8 protein-coding genes are annotated in these 16,903 nt (G+C 70.7%); 5 read left to right on the top strand and 3 right to left on the bottom strand.

Going from position 1 to position 16,903, the window contains the following annotated elements; all coding sequences use genetic code 11:
- The first annotated feature begins 174 nt into the window (after positions 1-174).
- From ACWGDX_RS37790 to ACWGDX_RS37775, 4 genes are all read left to right on the top strand, one after another.
- Positions 175-4,257 carry a DUF6603 domain-containing protein gene (locus ACWGDX_RS37790; protein ID WP_453633144.1) on the top strand — a complete coding sequence of 1,361 codons (4,083 nt, stop codon included), beginning with the start codon at positions 175-177 and terminating at the stop codon, positions 4,255-4,257.
- Positions 4,254-6,620, top strand: coding sequence for a hypothetical protein (locus tag ACWGDX_RS37785; protein ID WP_453633142.1), 2,367 nt, complete (start codon positions 4,254-4,256; stop codon positions 6,618-6,620). The genes ACWGDX_RS37790 and ACWGDX_RS37785 overlap by 4 nt, the downstream gene beginning before the upstream one ends.
- Positions 6,620-10,402: a hypothetical protein gene (locus tag ACWGDX_RS37780; RefSeq protein ID WP_453633141.1), complete on the top strand. Its 3,783-nt coding sequence runs from the start codon at positions 6,620-6,622 to the stop codon at positions 10,400-10,402. Before ACWGDX_RS37785 ends, ACWGDX_RS37780 begins: the two co-directional genes overlap by 1 nt.
- Before the next feature lie 68 nt (positions 10,403-10,470).
- Positions 10,471-11,865 carry a hypothetical protein gene (locus ACWGDX_RS37775; protein WP_453633139.1) on the top strand — a complete coding sequence of 465 codons (1,395 nt, stop codon included), beginning with the start codon at positions 10,471-10,473 and terminating at the stop codon, positions 11,863-11,865.
- 155 nt (positions 11,866-12,020) lie between these two features.
- Here ACWGDX_RS37775 and ACWGDX_RS37770 read toward each other — a convergent pair whose 3' ends face one another.
- The 3 genes from ACWGDX_RS37770 to ACWGDX_RS37760 all read right to left on the bottom strand — a co-directional run bounded on the left by ACWGDX_RS37770 (position 12,021) and on the right by ACWGDX_RS37760 (position 16,214).
- Complete coding sequence (locus tag ACWGDX_RS37770; RefSeq protein WP_453633137.1) at positions 12,021-13,172, bottom strand: FAD-dependent monooxygenase; 1,152 nt, start codon at positions 13,170-13,172, stop codon at positions 12,021-12,023.
- A gap of 98 nt (positions 13,173-13,270) precedes the next feature.
- Positions 13,271-14,395, bottom strand: coding sequence for an IS701 family transposase (locus tag ACWGDX_RS37765; RefSeq protein WP_453633135.1), 1,125 nt, complete (start codon positions 14,393-14,395; stop codon positions 13,271-13,273).
- A 592-nt stretch (positions 14,396-14,987) separates the two neighbouring features.
- Positions 14,988-16,214, bottom strand: coding sequence for an MFS transporter (locus ACWGDX_RS37760; RefSeq protein WP_453633133.1), 1,227 nt, complete (start codon positions 16,212-16,214; stop codon positions 14,988-14,990).
- Positions 16,215-16,381: 167 nt separating this feature from the next.
- On the opposite strand from ACWGDX_RS37760, the gene ACWGDX_RS37755 reads away from it, so the two are divergent.
- Positions 16,382-16,840 (top strand): MarR family transcriptional regulator, encoded by a 459-nt coding sequence (locus tag ACWGDX_RS37755; RefSeq protein ID WP_453633131.1) that lies wholly within the window; start codon positions 16,382-16,384, stop codon positions 16,838-16,840.
- The last annotated feature ends 63 nt before the right edge of the window (positions 16,841-16,903 follow it).

The following is a 16,903-nucleotide window of genomic DNA, read 5'->3' as shown; positions in this document are numbered from 1 at the left end:
GACGCCTGGCACGCACGCTCGCCGCGTTGTCGGAGTCGTCCAAGTACGTCCAGTACGAGCACGATCCTCCGCCTTGCGATCGCACGCACCAGACGCCGCGGGCCCCGGCCCTCCGGGCGGACGGCGCTACTTTCGAAACACGCCCTAGTGTCGCAATCCGATGGAGGGGGTTCGGTGGATCTCGATGCCCTGAAAACACATATATCCAGTCTGGGGAAGCCGCCGGCGCTGCGCGCCGCGGACGAGTCGCTTCCCACGCAACTGCGGGACCTACTGGCCACATTCACGAACGGCATCTGCCAGGGCGCGGCCGGCTCGGGGGAACCGCAGGTCGATGACGGACGTACGAAGCTGACGCTCTCGCTCACCTGTGCGCCTGCCGCCTGGCCCGCCGATGGGCGTGTGACGCTCACGGTGACCGGTGTGACGGTGACCGTGTCGGCGGAAGGTTCCGTCACCATGGCGCTCAGCGGCACGTTCGACGAGGTCGAGGTCGTGTCCACCGTGACCGCGGACGAGAACGGACGGCTGACCGCCGCCGTACGGCCGCGGCGGTCGGGGGCGTTCGCTGGCGCGCTGGAGGATCTGGGCGGACGTCTCTCCGACACGACCGTGTGGCAGAGCGCCCAAAACGGGCTGCGCGCATTCGATTTCGTTCTCCGGGATGTCGCCGGATTCGACTACCGACTGGTGAGGAAGGAAGGAGCCGTACCGGTCGGCTACGAGGTGACGTCCATGGCGCTCGTCGCCGCGCTCGACATCAAGGCGCTCCCGCTGGACATCGCCCTGTGGCTGCCCGATCTGCGCGTCACCGGTGCGTTGCGCGATCACAAGCCGCTCGATGTCCGGTCGCTGCTGGAGTCGTTCGGCATGCCCGTGAGTGATGTGCCCGGATCAGCGGCCATCAGCGAGCTGTCGTTCGCCGCCGCCCTCGGGGAGGCGTACATCGTCCGGATGAAGGCCACGGGCGACTGGGAGATCGGGCCCTTCGCGGTCACGGCCCTGTCCCTGGAGCTGTACTACGACGAGGTCCAGAAGTTCGTGGCCAACGTCGCGGGCACCGTCGAGATCGGTTCGTCGATCAGCATCGATGTCTCCGCCGCGCAGCTCGGGGGCGCGACAGGCGGCTGGACCCTCAGCGGCGGCATCGTGGCGGGCGGGTCCATCGGCGTGGGCGAGGTGATCGACGCCTTGCGTCTGCCCGATGTGCCACAGCCGCTCAGGACGCTGGAACTCACCAGCCTCTGGCTCTCCCACACCACAGGCACCGAGGTCTTCGACTTCCTGTGCCGAGGGGAGATCACCATCGCGGACGGGGTCACGGCCTCACTCGGGCTGACAGTGACCCGCGACAGCTCCACGACGCGGTACGGCGGGACGCTGTCCGTCGACGGCTTCTCCTTCGATGTCGTCTTCGACAAGGAGAAGTCCGGCACCGACATGCTCGCCGCGACCTTTCGCGGCGCCCAGGAGGGCGCCCAGGTCGTTCTGCGGGACTGGGTCGCGCACTTCTCCGCCGATCTGGCGGCGGACATCCCCGAAAGTCTGCGCATCGGGCTGAAGGACGCCAAGTTCGTACGGGTCAAGCCCCCGAACGGCCCGGCGCGGTTCCTTGTCGGTATCGACCTCTCGGCGGGCATCGATCTCGCGCAGCTTCCGCTCGTCGGCGGATTCCTGTCGGAGGCGGGCACGCTGAGCGTGGAAAACCTCCAAGTCCTCTACTCCTCCGGCCTCTTCGACGCCGCGACGGCCGCCTCGGTCAACGGGCTGCTGGAGCGGGCCGGGGTGGTGCCCCTTCCGTCGGCCGGGCTGAAGGCGGGGCCGGCCGCCCTGGCCGAGCTGCGGATCGGGCAGGAGACCACACCGGTCGCCCTCGGCCTGCCCTCCGGGTCCCCGGGCCCCTCGGGAGGCGGCGAACAGCCCATCGCACCCCAAGCTCCCGCCGCACCCCAGGCCCCCACCGCCCCCGCGGCGCCCGACACCCCTGCGGCACCCGACGCCCCCGGTGCTCCCCCGGCCCCCGGCGCATCCGGCGCGCCCACCTCCGGCGGTGTGTGGGTGACGGTGCAGAAGCAGCTCGGTGTGGTGCAGATCAACCGGGTGGGTGTGCTGTACCAGCACAACGCGCTGCTGTTCGCCCTGGACGCGGGGGTCCAACTGGGGCCGCTGGCCCTCTCGTTGGACGGTCTGGCGGTCGGCTCACCACTGGACAGGTTCGCACCGGCCTTCCACCTCGACGGCCTCGGGCTCGGCTACGTCGCTCCTCCGGTGGAGATCTCCGGGGCCCTGCTGCACCTCCCCGACTCCCAACTGGCCGACGGGGTGGCCTTCCAGTTCGACGGCACGGCGACGCTCGCCCTGCCGAGCTTCTCGCTGGCGGCCGTCGGCTCCTACGCGCAACTGAAGGACGGCGGGCCGTCGCTGTTCGTCTTCGCCCAGCTGGAGGCGCCCATCGGCGGCCCCCCGCCGATCCTGGTCACCGGACTGATGGCCGGGTTCGGCTTCAACCGGGAGCTGGCGCTGCCGAGCGCCAAAGAGGTGTCCGGCTTCCCCCTCCTGGTCCTGAACAAGCAGGGGCCCGACTCCGGCGGGCAGAAGCCCTCCCACGTGCTGGACGTCCTGGAGGGGCGTGAGCCGGCCGTGTCCGGTTCCCCGCCGAGGCAGTGGATCGCCCCGCGGCAGGGCTCCTACTGGCTGGCCCTGGGGGTGGAGTTCACCGTGGCCGAGGTGGTCAACGCCAAGGTGCTGCTGGCCGCGGAGTTCGGCCAGGAGCTGGCGCTGGCCGTGCTGGGGATCGCGACCCTCCAGCTGCCGATGCCTGCCGAGTCCGCCACCCGCACCTACGTCTACGCCGAGCTGGGCCTGGAAGCGGTCATCCGGCCCCTCCGCGGCAGCTTCGAGCTGTCCGCGCAGCTGTCCCCGGCCTCGTACGTGCTGACGCCCGCCTGCCACCTCACCGGCGGATTCGCCTGCGCGGTGTGGTTCGGGTCCAACCCCAACGCCGGACAGTTCGTGATCACCCTCGGCGGGTACCACCCGGCGTTCCAACGCCCCTCCTACTACCCCGATGTGCCGCGGCTCGGCATCGACTGGGCGGTCAGCGACAATGTGTCGATCACCGCGCAGGCGTACCTCGCGGTGACGCCGTCGTGCGCGATGGCCGGCGCCAGGCTCAGCATCGTCTTCCACGCGGGCGGCTTCCGGGCGTGGTTCACCGCCCAGGCGGATGTGCTGCTGTCCTGGCGGCCGTTCTTCTTCACCGCGCGCATCTCGGTGAGTATCGGCGCCTCCTACCAGATCGACGTCGGGTTCATCCACAAGACGATCAGCGCGTCGGTCGGCGCGACCCTGGAGCTGTGGGGGCCGCCGACCGGCGGCTCGGTCACCGCGCACTTCGCGTGCTTCTCCAAGACCATCGGCTTCGGCCCCGGACGCTCCGGAACCGGCACCGAGTCGCTGGGATGGGACGAGTTCGGCAGCATGTTGCCGAAGCCGGCGGAAGTCGTCACCATCGCGCCGGTCAGCGGCGTGGACAAGACCATCGACGACACCGCCGGAAATCGTGGCAACAGCGGGAAGGTCTGGCTCGCTCGCTCACGTGACCTGCGTTTCTTCACCCAGTCCGCGGTGCCGGCCAGCCATCTGCGGGTGGGACAGGCCCCGCTCGCCTCAGCGGAGTCCGGTGACGGGCCCGGGGTCGACATCCGGCCCATGAACCGCACCGGCCTGGTCGGTGAGCACCGTCTGAAGCTGTACTACGAGGACACGCTCACGCCGATGGACGGCTGGACACCGGCCCCCCGCACCCACGCCCTTCCCGCGTCGCTGTGGGGCGCCCCACCGGTCCCGTTCAGCCAGACCCCCGGTGCGCCCAGCGCCGATGTGCTCCCCGGCCGGCCGGTCGGCTACGACGTCCAGGCGCCCCGGCCCGAGCTGGCCGCCTCGCGCGGGGTCTTCCCGCTCAGCGAGTACGAGGCGGACGAGATCCCGCCCGGCCTGGCGCCTCTGCCCCAGCACCCCGCCGCCAACAGCGACTTCGTCTCCGTACCCGACAGCTCCTGCGTGGACCTCATCGGGCGCGCCGACCGCGGCGAGGCGAGAACCGGACGCGACCAGGTGTACGCGGCCCTGGCCGACGCCAAGCTGCTCACCGGCGGGAGCGACACCCTGACCGCCCTGGCAGCGGGGGCCGGCCACTTCTACAGCCAGGCGCCCATGGCCCAGAACCCGTCCCAGGACCCAGGGAGCCGGACGTGAGCCCGAGCCCGCAGCACCCCGCCCGCGACACCATCCCCCTCGGGGACATCGAACTGCACGACCACTATCTGCCCGCCCTGCCCGCGGGCGACTACCGGATCGAGGCCACCCACACGCTGCGCACCGGTGCGGACGAGAACGCGCAGGTCGTCGGTGTCCCGTTCCGGGCCGTCCAGAGGTTCACCGTGCGCGCCCCCCAAGTGGCCATCGACACCACCGCGGTGGTCGCCAGACAGCCCCCGGAGGCCTCCGGCGGCCGCTTCGCCGAGGTCCTGCCCCACCTGGTCCTCGGCGACCCCCTGCTGCCGTGGGAGCGCCCGCTGCGCGGGGCGTCGCGGACCACTCCGTGGCTGGCGCTGCTGGTCCTCACCGACGACCAGCTCACCGGGGGCACGACCGCCCCGACCCGCACGGTCTCCACCACGGTGGGCGACTTCCTCGCCCCCGACCCCGCCGTGCTCAAACCCGATCTGCCTCTGGAGGCCGACATCGGCCAGGACGATCCGTGCGACTTCATCGAGGTCCCCACGGCGGTGTTCCCCGAGGTGGCGCCCCGTCTGGACGAGATGCGGTACCTGGCCCACTGCCGGGGCGCCAACACCGGGGACCGGCCCATCCTGGGCATCGAGGAGGACGGGCTGTTCTCCGTCGTCGTCGCCAACCGCTTCCCGGCCGCCGCCCCGCCCGGCTCACCCCCCGACGCCGCCACCAAGAACATCGTGCACCTGGTCTCCCTGGAGGGCCACGAGCGGATCCTCGTGGACGATCCGGACTTCCAGGGCCGTACGTCGGTCGCGCTGCTGTCCCTGTGCAGCTGGTCGTTCTGGGCCTACCCCGACGGCAACGCGCACTTCCGCGCCCTCGCCGAGGGGCTCACCCGCACCCCGGACGGCTCCCGCCCGGCGACCCGCGAGGAGATGTGGCTGAAGCTCGCCTCCCCGTACCAGGACAGCGGCGACACCCCGGCCGCCCGGCGGCAGGTGGCCCGGCGGATCAACGACGGCTATGTGCCGCTGCCGTATCTGACCCGGTCGGGCGAGACCACCTACGGCTGGTACCGCGGGCCGCTCACGCCCGTACTGCCCCTGGCGACCGACCGGGTGGCGACGGCCACCACCGCGGACTCCCTCATCGGCTACGACCCCGCCTGGGGCAGCTTCGACGTGTCGCTCGCCGGCGCGTTCGAGACCGGCCGGGCGCTCGCCCTCGCCGACGCCCCGTTCGCCCAGCACCTGATCGCGTTCAAACACGCCACCCGCGACCTCGCCGACACGCTCTACCACCAGGCCACCAGCAGCCATCTGCCGCCGGACCCCGATGGGCGGCAGCGGCCCCTGACCGCGCGCGCGGCGTTCGGCACGCTCCTCGACGGCCATCTGCTCACCACTCTGGGCGCGCCGCCGACAACCCCTGACGGCACATGGTCGCCGCCGGCGCCCGCGGCCCCGCCGGGCGACCCGACCCGGGAACTGAGCGACTTCCTGCGGTCCGACGCCGCCCGCGCGGCCGTCACGCGGGCACTCGACGAGGACGACGGCCTCAAGGAACACCTCACCCCCGTCGTGAACTGGCTGGGACGGCTCCTGCTGCTCCACCCCGTACCGTTCACCCATCTGGTGCCCGACGAGCGGATGCTGCCGCCGGAGTCGCTACGCTTCTTCCACGCCGACCCGAACTGGCTGGACGCGCTGGTCGGCGGGGCCCTCAGCATCGGCGCGCAGTCCAGCCGCGACACCCTCCAGGATCAGATCGTGGCCGCCGCCGTCCGCGCGGCGGCGGCCTCCGAGGCGGCCGGGCACCGCGATACCCAGCGCGGTGGCCCCGACGGGGAGGCGCCGGACACGCCGACCCCTGCCCCCGGTTCCGTCTGTGGTCTGCTGCTGCGCTCGGCGCTCGTCTCCGGCTGGCCGAACCTCGCCGTACGGGCCCGCGACCGGGCGGGCGAGCCGCTGCCGGTGCTGCGGATGGACCATCTCTCGCCCACCGTACTGCTGTGCCTGTTCGACGGAGTGCCCGCGACGGTCGAACTGGGGGAACCCCAGGAGGGTTTCCGGTTCGGTGTCGAGGACGACGGTCTGATCCCGCTGCGGAACACGCTGCGGTCGCCGGATTCCGGCCGGGACGTGCCGCTCGGTGAGCAGCTCGGCCCCGATGTCACCTTCCCCGTCCTGGACCACCTCCGCCCCTCCGCCGGCGGACACGTCCGGGTCCTGGACATCGGCTCGCTCATCCCCGCGCTGACAGCCGCCCTGGACGCCGCGCACGGCACCACCGTCGGCCCGGTCGGCCCCGCCGATCTCGCGATGCAGCTGGTCAAGGTCCCCGAGGCCATCCGTTTCAACGGTCCTGAAGGAGGCCGATGATGAGCACTCGCCCCGCCCTCGTGGTCCCCGTCTCCCTCGACGCCCTGGTGGTGAATCCGGCCCTCCTGCGCCAGGACGGCTTCCGTACCTGGCGCCCGAACTACCTGGCCCTGGACGACTACGAGAGCCCCGAACCGGACGAGGGTGACCGGCAGAGCAACGACCCGCTGTTCGCGCACACAGGGGTGCACCTGCACTGGACGCTGCCCAGAGGGCTGCGCCACGGCGTCGAGGACCCGGCCACCGGCGAGGTCCGCTACCCGCTGGTGCCCAACCGGTGGCTCGTCACCCGCTTCAGCGGCACCACCACGCGCCGCGCCAAGGCGTGGGTGATCGAGAGCGACTGCCCGCACACCCCCTACGCCCGCCAGGCGGGCCATCCCATCGAGCACTCCAGCCCCTACCTGGTCACCGCCGACATCCTCCGCGACTGGCGGGCGAGCCCCGACGCCTACCGCGGCGCGAGGACATCGGACGCCCACCAGGTCCACATCGGGCTCGCCTTCCCGCTCTCCGACACGACGCCCTGGACGGAACGGGCCGCGCGGGACCCGCTGTTCCTCACCGCCATGAACACCGGCGACCCGTACTTCACCACCTACACCCCGCACAACACCAACGTCTTCTCCTTCCTCGACGACCTCTCCGACCTCACCTCGGCGGACACGCTCGGCTACCAGGTCATCGGCTGGTACTCCGATCCGGACGCCGATGTGCTCGCCTCACGCCCGCCCGGCACCTCCTACGCCGACCAGCTCACGCACCTCGGCTGGCAGGACCCGCGCCTGACCGGCGGCCCCGCCCCGGACCCCTCCGTCGCCCCGGCCGTCCGCAGCCTCTACCAGGGCCTTGCCCTGACCGTCTCCTGGAACCCGGCCGCCACCACGGCCCCCGCCCCCGACCCCCTCCACACCATCCAGGACAACGGCGCGCTCGACGTCGCCATCGGCAACACCACCGAGGACGCCTTCACCGCGCTCGCCGGACACGCGCTGCACGCCGCCGGCGCCCGGCCCGCCGCCGCGGACATGCAGCTGCTCCGCGCGTTCCTGCACAACCTGCTGTCCGTCGCCGACGAGAAGGGCGGCGACGAGCGGGTACGCCGCGGTGTCCACAGTGCCTCGTTCGGTGCCTCGTCGGGGGGATACCGCTGGACCGTGGCCCCGCCGCCCGCCGACGCGGCGGCCGGGGGAACGGCACCGGAGCCCTTCACCCCGCCGGACTGGCTGGCCACCCTCAACGAGGACCAGCGCCTGCTGGACGAGCAGCTCGCCGAGGTGCACGCGCTCCAGTGGCGGCTGAACGCCCTGTGGCTGAAGAACGGCCTCGCCGACGTACTGTTCCCGCCTCCCGGCGACGCGCCGGACCAGGAGCTGATGCGGGCGGAACTGGACCCGACCCGGGAGGGGTCCCTCGCGCACACGGTGCGGGTGAAGACCGCCCAGGCCCGCGCCCAGGCGGCCGAGGTGCCCCAGCCGGACCGGTCCGGTCCCCACGCCAACGCCCATGACGCGCTCCTCGCCGGGATCCACTCCTTCGCCCAGGCCAAGGGGCTGGCCGAGGGCGCCACGCTCAAGGCCGTGCCCAGGCCCTCGTACTGGCACAGCGGCAACCCCGTGGTGAGCCTGTCCGGGATCCGTCCCCCGGCCGATGCCACCGTCCCCGACGAGGCCGTGCCCGTACGGCCGCTCACCGACGACGCCTCCCCGCTGGTCAGCGCCGTCACGATCCGGGGAAGAGCCGTCACCGCGGCACCGGGGCAGGGCCCGATGCCCGCCCTCCCGGGCCTCGGCGCGCTTCCGCCCGAGATTCCCGGGCTGCTCACGGAGTACTTCCTGCTGGACCCGGGCAACGCCCCCGCGCTGGCCGGGTCCACCGGTCTGACGGCGGACGAGGTCACCGCCGCCCTCGCGGCTCACCGCCCCGCCGACTACACCGGCACCCTGCCCGCGCTGGGCCTGGACCCCTGGGCGCAGCCCTGGGAACCGCTGTTCATGGAGTGGAAGACCGCCTACCGCCATATCCCCCACACCGTCGGCGACCGGCGCTGCTGGGCCTTCGACGGCACCGACTACCGCTGCACACCGGACGCGGCGATCGAATCGGAGCCGGTCACCGTCAAGGGCATCTCCGCCCTCGGCCCGCACCCCCGCTCCCTGTTCGCCGCCCGGCTGAAGGAGTTCGTCTCCCACCACGGCTCCACCGACCAGCGCGCACAGCTCGACTCCTGGCTGTCGGCGATCGGCGACTGGGGCTTCCTCGCCCAGGAGCTGACCGGATTCAACGACCGCCTCGCCGCCCGCGACACGCGCGCCTTCCGCCGCCCCACCGCCCACGACACCGGCTCCCCGGACATCGCCGGCCTCGCCGGCTACCCCGACGCCGAGACCGAGGACGGCCTGCCTGCCCGCTACCGTGGCCGGGTCACCAGCGTCCCCTACCTCCCCGGAGGCGACAGCGCCGCGTTCCACGAGACCCGGCAGGGACAGATCTACGTCGAAGAGCTCTTCCTCTACGACAAGTTCGGCCGCGTCCTCGACGTCGTCAGCCCCGACCTCCAGTACGGCGGCCTGCACGACTACCGCGGCTTCCCGCTCACGATCGACGACGCCCTCACCACCGAGACCTCGCTGGTCCCCACCGTCGCGGCCGTCGCCCAGCTGCCGCCGCGCCCCCTCCAGCCCGCCCGGCTCGACTTCGAACTCCTCGACGGCCCCACCGGCACCCGTGTCGTGGACACGGCCGCCGACCCCAGTCCCGTCGCCGGCTGGCTCCTGCCCAACCACCTCGACCACAGTCTGCTGCTGTACGACCCGACAGGCCGGCTCCTCGGCACCTACCGGCTGCTCACCGGCCCCGACGGCCTGCGCACCGGCCAGTGGGAGCCCCCGCCCGACGGCACGGTCACCACCCTCGCCCAGGTCGAAGCCCTCGCCCCGGCGGTCGCCGGCCTCCTCCGCTCCCGCGCACTCGCCACCGAAGCCAACCTCACCGCCTTCCTCGATGTCATCGACTCCACCCTGTGGACCACCGACCCCCTCGGCCGGCGCGCCGACCAGAACCTGTCCGTCCTCATCGGGCGGCCCCTGGCCCTGGTGCACGCGCGACTGCGGCTGACTCTCGACGGACCGCCCATCCGCGACACCGGCTGGGCGGCCACCCTCGACCCGCCACCGCCCGCCTTCACCGCCCATGAGTTCGCCGTCCGTCTCGGCGACCAGCCCGCCCGCGACGACGGCCTCATCGGCTTCTACCGCGCCTCCCCCGACGGGGGTTACGACTACAAACGCTTCGACAGCGTCACCGCTCCCGACGGAGAGCAGGACCACATCACCCGGATCGGCCCGCCCGGCGCCGAGAACCCCCCGCAGGACACCAACTACCTCCGTCTGACCTTCGGCGACCCCGCCCCCACCCGGCTGCTCCTGCTCCTCGACCCGCGCGCGGCCGTCCACGCGATCTGCGGGATCACCCCCACCGCCACCGTCACCGTCCCCTCGCGGCACATCGACGAACCGCTCGGCCATCTCGAGGCCCTCTTCCGCTTCGGCCCCGTCCTCACCGGCGAACACGACCGCGCCGTCACCTTCCCCCTGCCGGGCAGCAAGCACGGCAGCTGGTCCTGGCTGCGTCCCGGTCCGGCGCCGGGCCCGTGGACACCGTACGAACTGGCCCAGCCACTGCCGAACGCCCAGTTCGAGGGCGGCCCCCACCTGCTCGAAGACGGTCTGCTCCGCTTCCTCACCGAACCCGAGCAGGAGCAGGAGCAGGAGCAGCAGTAACAGCAGCTGGAACCAGCTAGCAGCAGCCCGACCTTTCCCGGTCCCGTTACGTATCTGGAGGCCCCGTCATGTCCGACCAGCCCAACCTCCTGCTCGGCTACCGCACCTCCACCAGCCCGGCACCGCTCCAGGCGAGCAGCCCGGGAACCCCCACCCAGGGCCGTATCAACCTCGCCGTCAGCGACGACCAGCAGGACGTCTACTGCGACCGGATCCAGATAGCCGTCCCGGCCGACGACCACGGCGGGGGCGCGTACTTCACCGAGCAGCCGAACTTCTCGACGAGCAGCGGCCGGTGGACCGTCGCGTCCCTCGTCCAGGTGACCGGTGAGGAGCTGGGCCTGGCCCAGAGCGGCCAGTTCTACCGCGCCACCTTCCGCTCCGCCGACGAGGAGTACGACCTGATCGGCGACACCCTGGACTTCGGCCTCAGCGGCCCGCTCAGCGCCTCCGCCGGCCCGCTCGCCTATTACATCCAGGAGCACTCCGGCACCACGCCCGACCGTGACAGCTACACGAAGAAGTCGCGCGTGCTGACCCTGACCGTCACCGAGCCCGTGTTCTACCTGCACAGCTTCCTGGCGCGCGGTGAGGCCGAGGCCACCGTCCCGCGAACGAAATTCAGCAGCGGCAGTTCCGTCCACCTCACCTGGGAGAGCAACGGTACGTACTTCCGGCTGTACGACGGCGACGGAGATCTCGTCCAGGAAGGGCCCGAGACCTACTGCTCCATCGGCTACGGCGTCATCACCATGGACACCACCTTCACGCTGGTCGCGTCCATGTCCCCGGAGACCGAGGGGGGCGGCTTTGAGCCGATCTACCAGTACGCCACCCTCACCCTCACCATCACTGACCCGACCCTGGAGGGACTGACCGTCCGGGACGACATCACGGCCCGTTCGGGGCTCGACGTGAGCGGGCGCATCTCCGCCGGCGGCGATGTCAGCGTCGACGGGGATGTCACCGCGCGCTCCCGCCTCTACGTGGAGGAAACGCTGAGCGCCCTCGGCGATCTGAGCGTCGACGGCGACACCACGGCCCGGGGCAGGCTCGACGTGAGCGGACACCTCACCGCCAACAGCGATCTCACCGCCAACGGCGATCTGACCATCAACGGCGATCTCACCGCCAACGGCTATGTCACCGCCGTCAGCGACGACAAATACGTCCGGATCCGGGAGCTACGCGGCCCGTACGGCGAGAAGATCTCCGTCAACAGCTCGGTCGACGTGCTCTCGGACAACGACTTCGTCATCCGGGAAGGGCTGAGCGTGGAGAAGGACATCAAGCGCGGCGGCAGCGGAGTCCTCGCCGACGGCGACGACATCGGACTCAACAACACGTACTACGAGGGCTGGCTCTACGCCACCATGTTCGTCACCGACAACCGCCGTACGACGGCCGTGTGGAACCCGGGCGACCGCGTGGTCGAGTCCTCCTGGCGGGTCTCGCGCGACTGAGACCGTACCCCGTGCGGCCGTTCGTCATCCGGCCGTGCTGACCCTGATCGCCGATCACCGCGCCCGGCATGACCGCGAGTGCGGGGCCGCGTGTGCGGGCCGGGTGTCACGGGCCGGGCGGGACGTCGGACACGCCCGGCCCGGGACCGGTCGACTCACGATCGCAGCCCCGAGGTCAGAAGCGGCTTCGGGCAATTCGGGGCCGTGTCCGGTGAAGAGAAGTGAGGGGCGAGGGTCCGGTCGTCGGCCTCGTCGCAGTGCCGGTGCCCGGATCGGACTTCCGCGTGGACCTGACGCACCTGCTCACTGCGCTGGGCGTGGTAGTCGGCGAGCCACCTTCTCACCCCGGCGCCCGGCGTATCCGACTCCCCCAGTGCGACGGCGTCCTCCAACGCGTGGTGCACACCCGACGCCTCAAGCAGACGGGCCGGATGCGCGGTGTCAGCGACCAGGGCGATCCTGCCCGATGCCCAGGTCGACGTCTTCTCCCGCCGGCGGACCGTCCACGCCCGCCAGTACTCCCCCATCGTCAGCACGTTTCGCGCCGCGTATCCGATCTCCGGAAAGGCCGCCAGCACCTGTTCCAGATCCAGTCGCGCACCGAAGAGGCGGGCACCGGTGTGGCAGTGCCGTGTGGCGGAAATACTCAGATACCCGTAGTCGGGCAAGGGGTAGTGCGACACATGCCAGCCGCTCCCCACCCAGGACGTAGCCGCGGCCTCCTGCCGTGCGCCGGCCGCCGATTCCATCGGAACGACGGTGCGATAGACCGCCACTTCCCCTTCCGGGACATCACCGGCCCACTCCGAATCCTTGGGGGCGATGGAGCGGGCGCCGTCCGCGAGGATCAGAGCATCCCCCGTGACGGTGCGTCCGTCGGCGAGCGCGACCGTCACCGACTCACCGTGCTGGGTGTAGCCGACCGCGCGGCTGTCGGTGCACAGTTGAACAGAACCCACATCCCAGCAGGCTTCGAGCAGCGGTTCGTACACATCCAGCCGGTGGGCCGTCGCGTGGGCCGGGCACGACCGCCGGCGGCACCCGGGCAGTGCCACCGAGGTGACCAGTTCCCCGGTCGAGCCGTCCATGACGTGGAAATCGTCGATCATCAGCGACCGTTCCCGTACGGCGTCCCCGACTCCCAGCTGGTCCAGCAACTGGAAGGTGCGGGGCACCAGCCGGACTCCCAGCCCGCCTTCGGTGAAGACCGGTCGCTGCTCCAGCACAACAACGTGATGGCCTCGCCTTCCCAGAGCAACCGCTGTGGCCAGACCACTGATGCTGCCGCCAGCAACCAGAATTCGCATGCCTCGATGATGGTCCCCTAGGGGCGGATCGGGCGATTCGCCCAGGCGGCATGTGTCAGATCCTCTCGGAGAGGTGACACGGATCGAAAGGAGGATGTTTAACCAACCCCGCGCCCGACTCGTCCCGTTTGTAATGAGTAGTCCATACGCTCCATCGAGGCCATGCACTGGCTCCACGGGCGAACACGGGCCCTGGCGGCGGCTATCACCTGGGCGACATGCGCGGCCGCCGCCAAGGTCATGTGCCGGTGCCAGCCGTCGGAGCCCCGCCCCTCGTAGTCGAAGGTCCCCACATGTGACGCGGAGCTCGCGAAATCCCGTTCGACGCGCTCCGGGAATTTGGCGAGGCGCAGCAGAACCCCCAGGGGAGTCGCCGTCAGGTTCGTGAGCCAGCAGTGCACCGCCTGCCCCTCTCCGGAGTCCCACTGCCCGAGCAGCAGCAGCGGCCGGCCGCCCCATTCCACCCGTACGCCGGCGACCAGGCTGGTACGTACGACACCCGTCGCCGGGTCCGTCCACTCCACGGGACGCCGCAGCATGCCGTTCTGGCGAAGCAGCCGGGCGGCGGGAAGCAAACGACGCGCATGCCCCGGCCCCTGGTCCAGGGGCAGATGGGCCGGTACGGCGGCGAGCAGGGGCGCGCCCGCCCCCATGTACCGGTCGAAAACCGGGCGCAGATCGGCCCCCGGGATGTTCAGGACGACCGGACGGGGCCCGAGCGGATGCTGGTCGACTCCCAGAGTCGCCGCCGCGACGCATTCCGCGATCTGTTCGCCGTCACGCAACAGGTTCCACTTCACGGGCACCGTGGCGTCCTTCGCGACCCCCCACACCCCGATGGCCCGCTGCCCTCTGGACGCCTGCGGGCCGGACGTGTCGTCAGGACCGGCCCGGTGGGGCCGCTGCGTCCTCCCCTTGGGGACCGGCACCGATCCCACCACCCAGGCGGCGAACCGTAACTCGTTGTCGGCATAGTGCCGAAGGGCCGTGCTGAGCGGTTCCCAGTCCCATGTGGACGAGGCGATGAAGTGGTGGAGACTCTGGGCCAGTTCGGGGCCACCGATATGAGACGCTATGTTCCGGACCGACTTGCGGCCCTCCGCCGCGACCAGTCCGCGCAGATACTGGTCCCCCCTGAGCCGTTGGTCGCTGCGGGGCAGATGGGCGAAGAGCGCCCCGGACAGCTCGCACAGGACACCGGCGTTCCTCGGGACAGGCGACACGGCCGACGGTGAGGTGACAGACCTCCCGGATCGCACTGTTCGCTGCGGGTTGCGCATAAGAAGTCCCCAATGATTGCTCGGTGTTCCGGATGTGACACGGAGTGCCGCACAACAGGACGCCACGCTCCCACGCCGAACGATCCATACATCGACATTTCAGGCATGGCGGATACCGAAGGGCAACGGAACCCGTAAGCGGTTCAGGAGTGCCGGATGGAAGGCATGCCTCCACGCGAAGTGAAGCGGAGGCAAGGCGGTTACCCCTCGTCGGTTCGGGAGTACTTCGTCTTGGCGCCTCGGAGTGCAACACGCATAACATAGCGTTACTTATTTTTGGTTGTCGAGTGCGGCCGGCTCCGGACGGAACAGCCCCGCACGACCCGTCCGGCAGCGCACGGCACATGCTTCTCGGCTATCCGGACGCTCACCCGGATCACACCGCCCCGCTCACACCTCCCCACTCAACCGAGGAGGCCCGGCCCCGTGAAGTGGGCCGAGCCGTCCGGATACGTGAACCGCCCGGCCCGCCGACCGGCCGGGCGCGGTCATGGGCGGGCAGCCGCCGGCCCGGCCGGCTCGGACACGGGTCGCGTTATTGCGTCTTCTGGGGAAGCACGGTGTCGGCGGCGCCCGTGTCGAGCGCCGCGGGTTCCGCGGACACGCGACGCCCACGGGCCCACATCACCAACGAGAGGATCAGGGCGAGGGAGGTGGCGAGGGCCGCGGTCAAGGTGACGGACCGGACGCCGAAGTCCAGGTCGATGGTCGTGCCACCGAGCCATGCCCCGAGCCCGTTCCCCAGGTTGAAGGCCGACACATTGGCCGAGAGCGCGAGGGCCGGCGCCGCGGAGGCCACGGAGAGAATCCGCGCCTGGAGCGCCGGAATGATGGAGAAACCGGCAGCACCGAACAAGAAGAGCGCGATGACCGCGGGAAGCTGATGGGGGCTGGCGACCCAGAACAGCAGGAGTGCGACGAGCAGCGCCGCCTGGGCGCGCAGGACTCCGCGCATGACGTTGGCGTCCGCGGCCCGGCCGCCCAGGATGTTGCCCAGCACCGATCCGATTCCGAAGACGATCAGCAGAACGCCCACCATGGGGGCCGCGAAGTGACCCACATCGCGCAGCAGGGGCGCCAGATACGTCGACGTGGTGAAGACCGCCCCCTGGGCAAGCACCGTGATGAGCATGGAGAGTTGGAGACTGCCGTTGCGGAACACCTTCAGCTGTTCGCGCAGCGAGGCATCCTCCACCGCCGTCTCGCTCCCGGTGGACAGGTTCCTCGGCACGAACTTGTAGACGAGAAGCGTGCACAGCACGGCGAAAGCGGTGATGAAGACAAAGGTGGCCCGCCAGCCCAACTGCTGGCCGATGAAAGTCCCGATGGGGGAGCCGAGCACATTGGCGAAGTTGAAGCCCAGCGCGATCTTGGCCATGGCGGTCGCCTGTTTGTCCGGCGGGGACATGAGAGCGGCCACGTGCCACGCCACGGCGGCGAAGGTGCCATGGCTGAACGAGGTGAAGACACGTGCCCCCATCAGCGTCGCGTAGTTGGGGGCCAGCGCCGCGACCACGTTTCCTACGATGAAGATGCCCATCAGGCCGAGCAGCAGGGCCTTTCGGGACCGCTTCACGGTCAGCATGGTGATGACCGGGCCACCGATGGTCACGCCCAGCGCGTAGCCGGTGACCAGGAGGCCGACTGTAGGTATGGACACGCCCAGATCGGCCGACATCTCGGGCAGGATCCCGGCGATGACGACCTCGGCGGTGCCCACACAGAAGACCCCGAGCATCAAGGCCAATAGGGGCAGTGGCATGGCGATCCAAGCCTTTCCTAGGGGAGCCGATCGCTAAGATGTATGCGATTGCATGCAAATCATGGCCGAACAAGAGGGTATGGTCAACCGCCGCAAGGAGTTACGCTGGGCTGCGGGGACGGTTGGGCACACGCAAAGCTCGTAGGACTCAGCGAAGGGCCACGTCAATGGAGACTTGGGGACCGGCAAGTGAACGGGACGAGATTGCCCTCTGGCGGCAGCTCTCGCGCTTGACGGAGCAGGTCAACTCGACGGTCGGCAGGCGGTTGAACCGCAGTCACGGGGCCACCATGGGCGAACTGCTCCTCCTGCTCTCCCTGTCGGAGCAGCGGGACGGCACTCTCCGGATTTCCGACATCGTCAAAGCCCTGGGGACCAACCAGCCGTCCGTCAGCCGGATGGTCGCCCGGCTGGAGGAGGCGGACTGGGTGGTGCGCCGCAGCGCCGTCGACGACAGGAGAGGTGTGGACGTGCAGGTCACGGAGGCGGGCAGACTGCTCGCCAAGACCGGGCAGCGGACACTGCGCAAGGTCCTGGCCGAAGCCCTCGACGCGGCCGCACTCGATGACTCCACGGCCTCCCTCGTCGCCCGGCTGCGGTACGCGCCGGCGGCATCGGTGGACTGAGCATCGGCAGCAGACCGAGCACCCCCGCCATCCCCCGAGCGGCCCCGGTCGCAGGCCCCCGCC

The organism is Streptomyces sp. NPDC055025 (assembly GCF_053608565.1).
The sequence above is the reverse complement of the archived record's forward strand: the minus strand, read 5'-3'. Positions and strand labels throughout refer to the sequence as shown.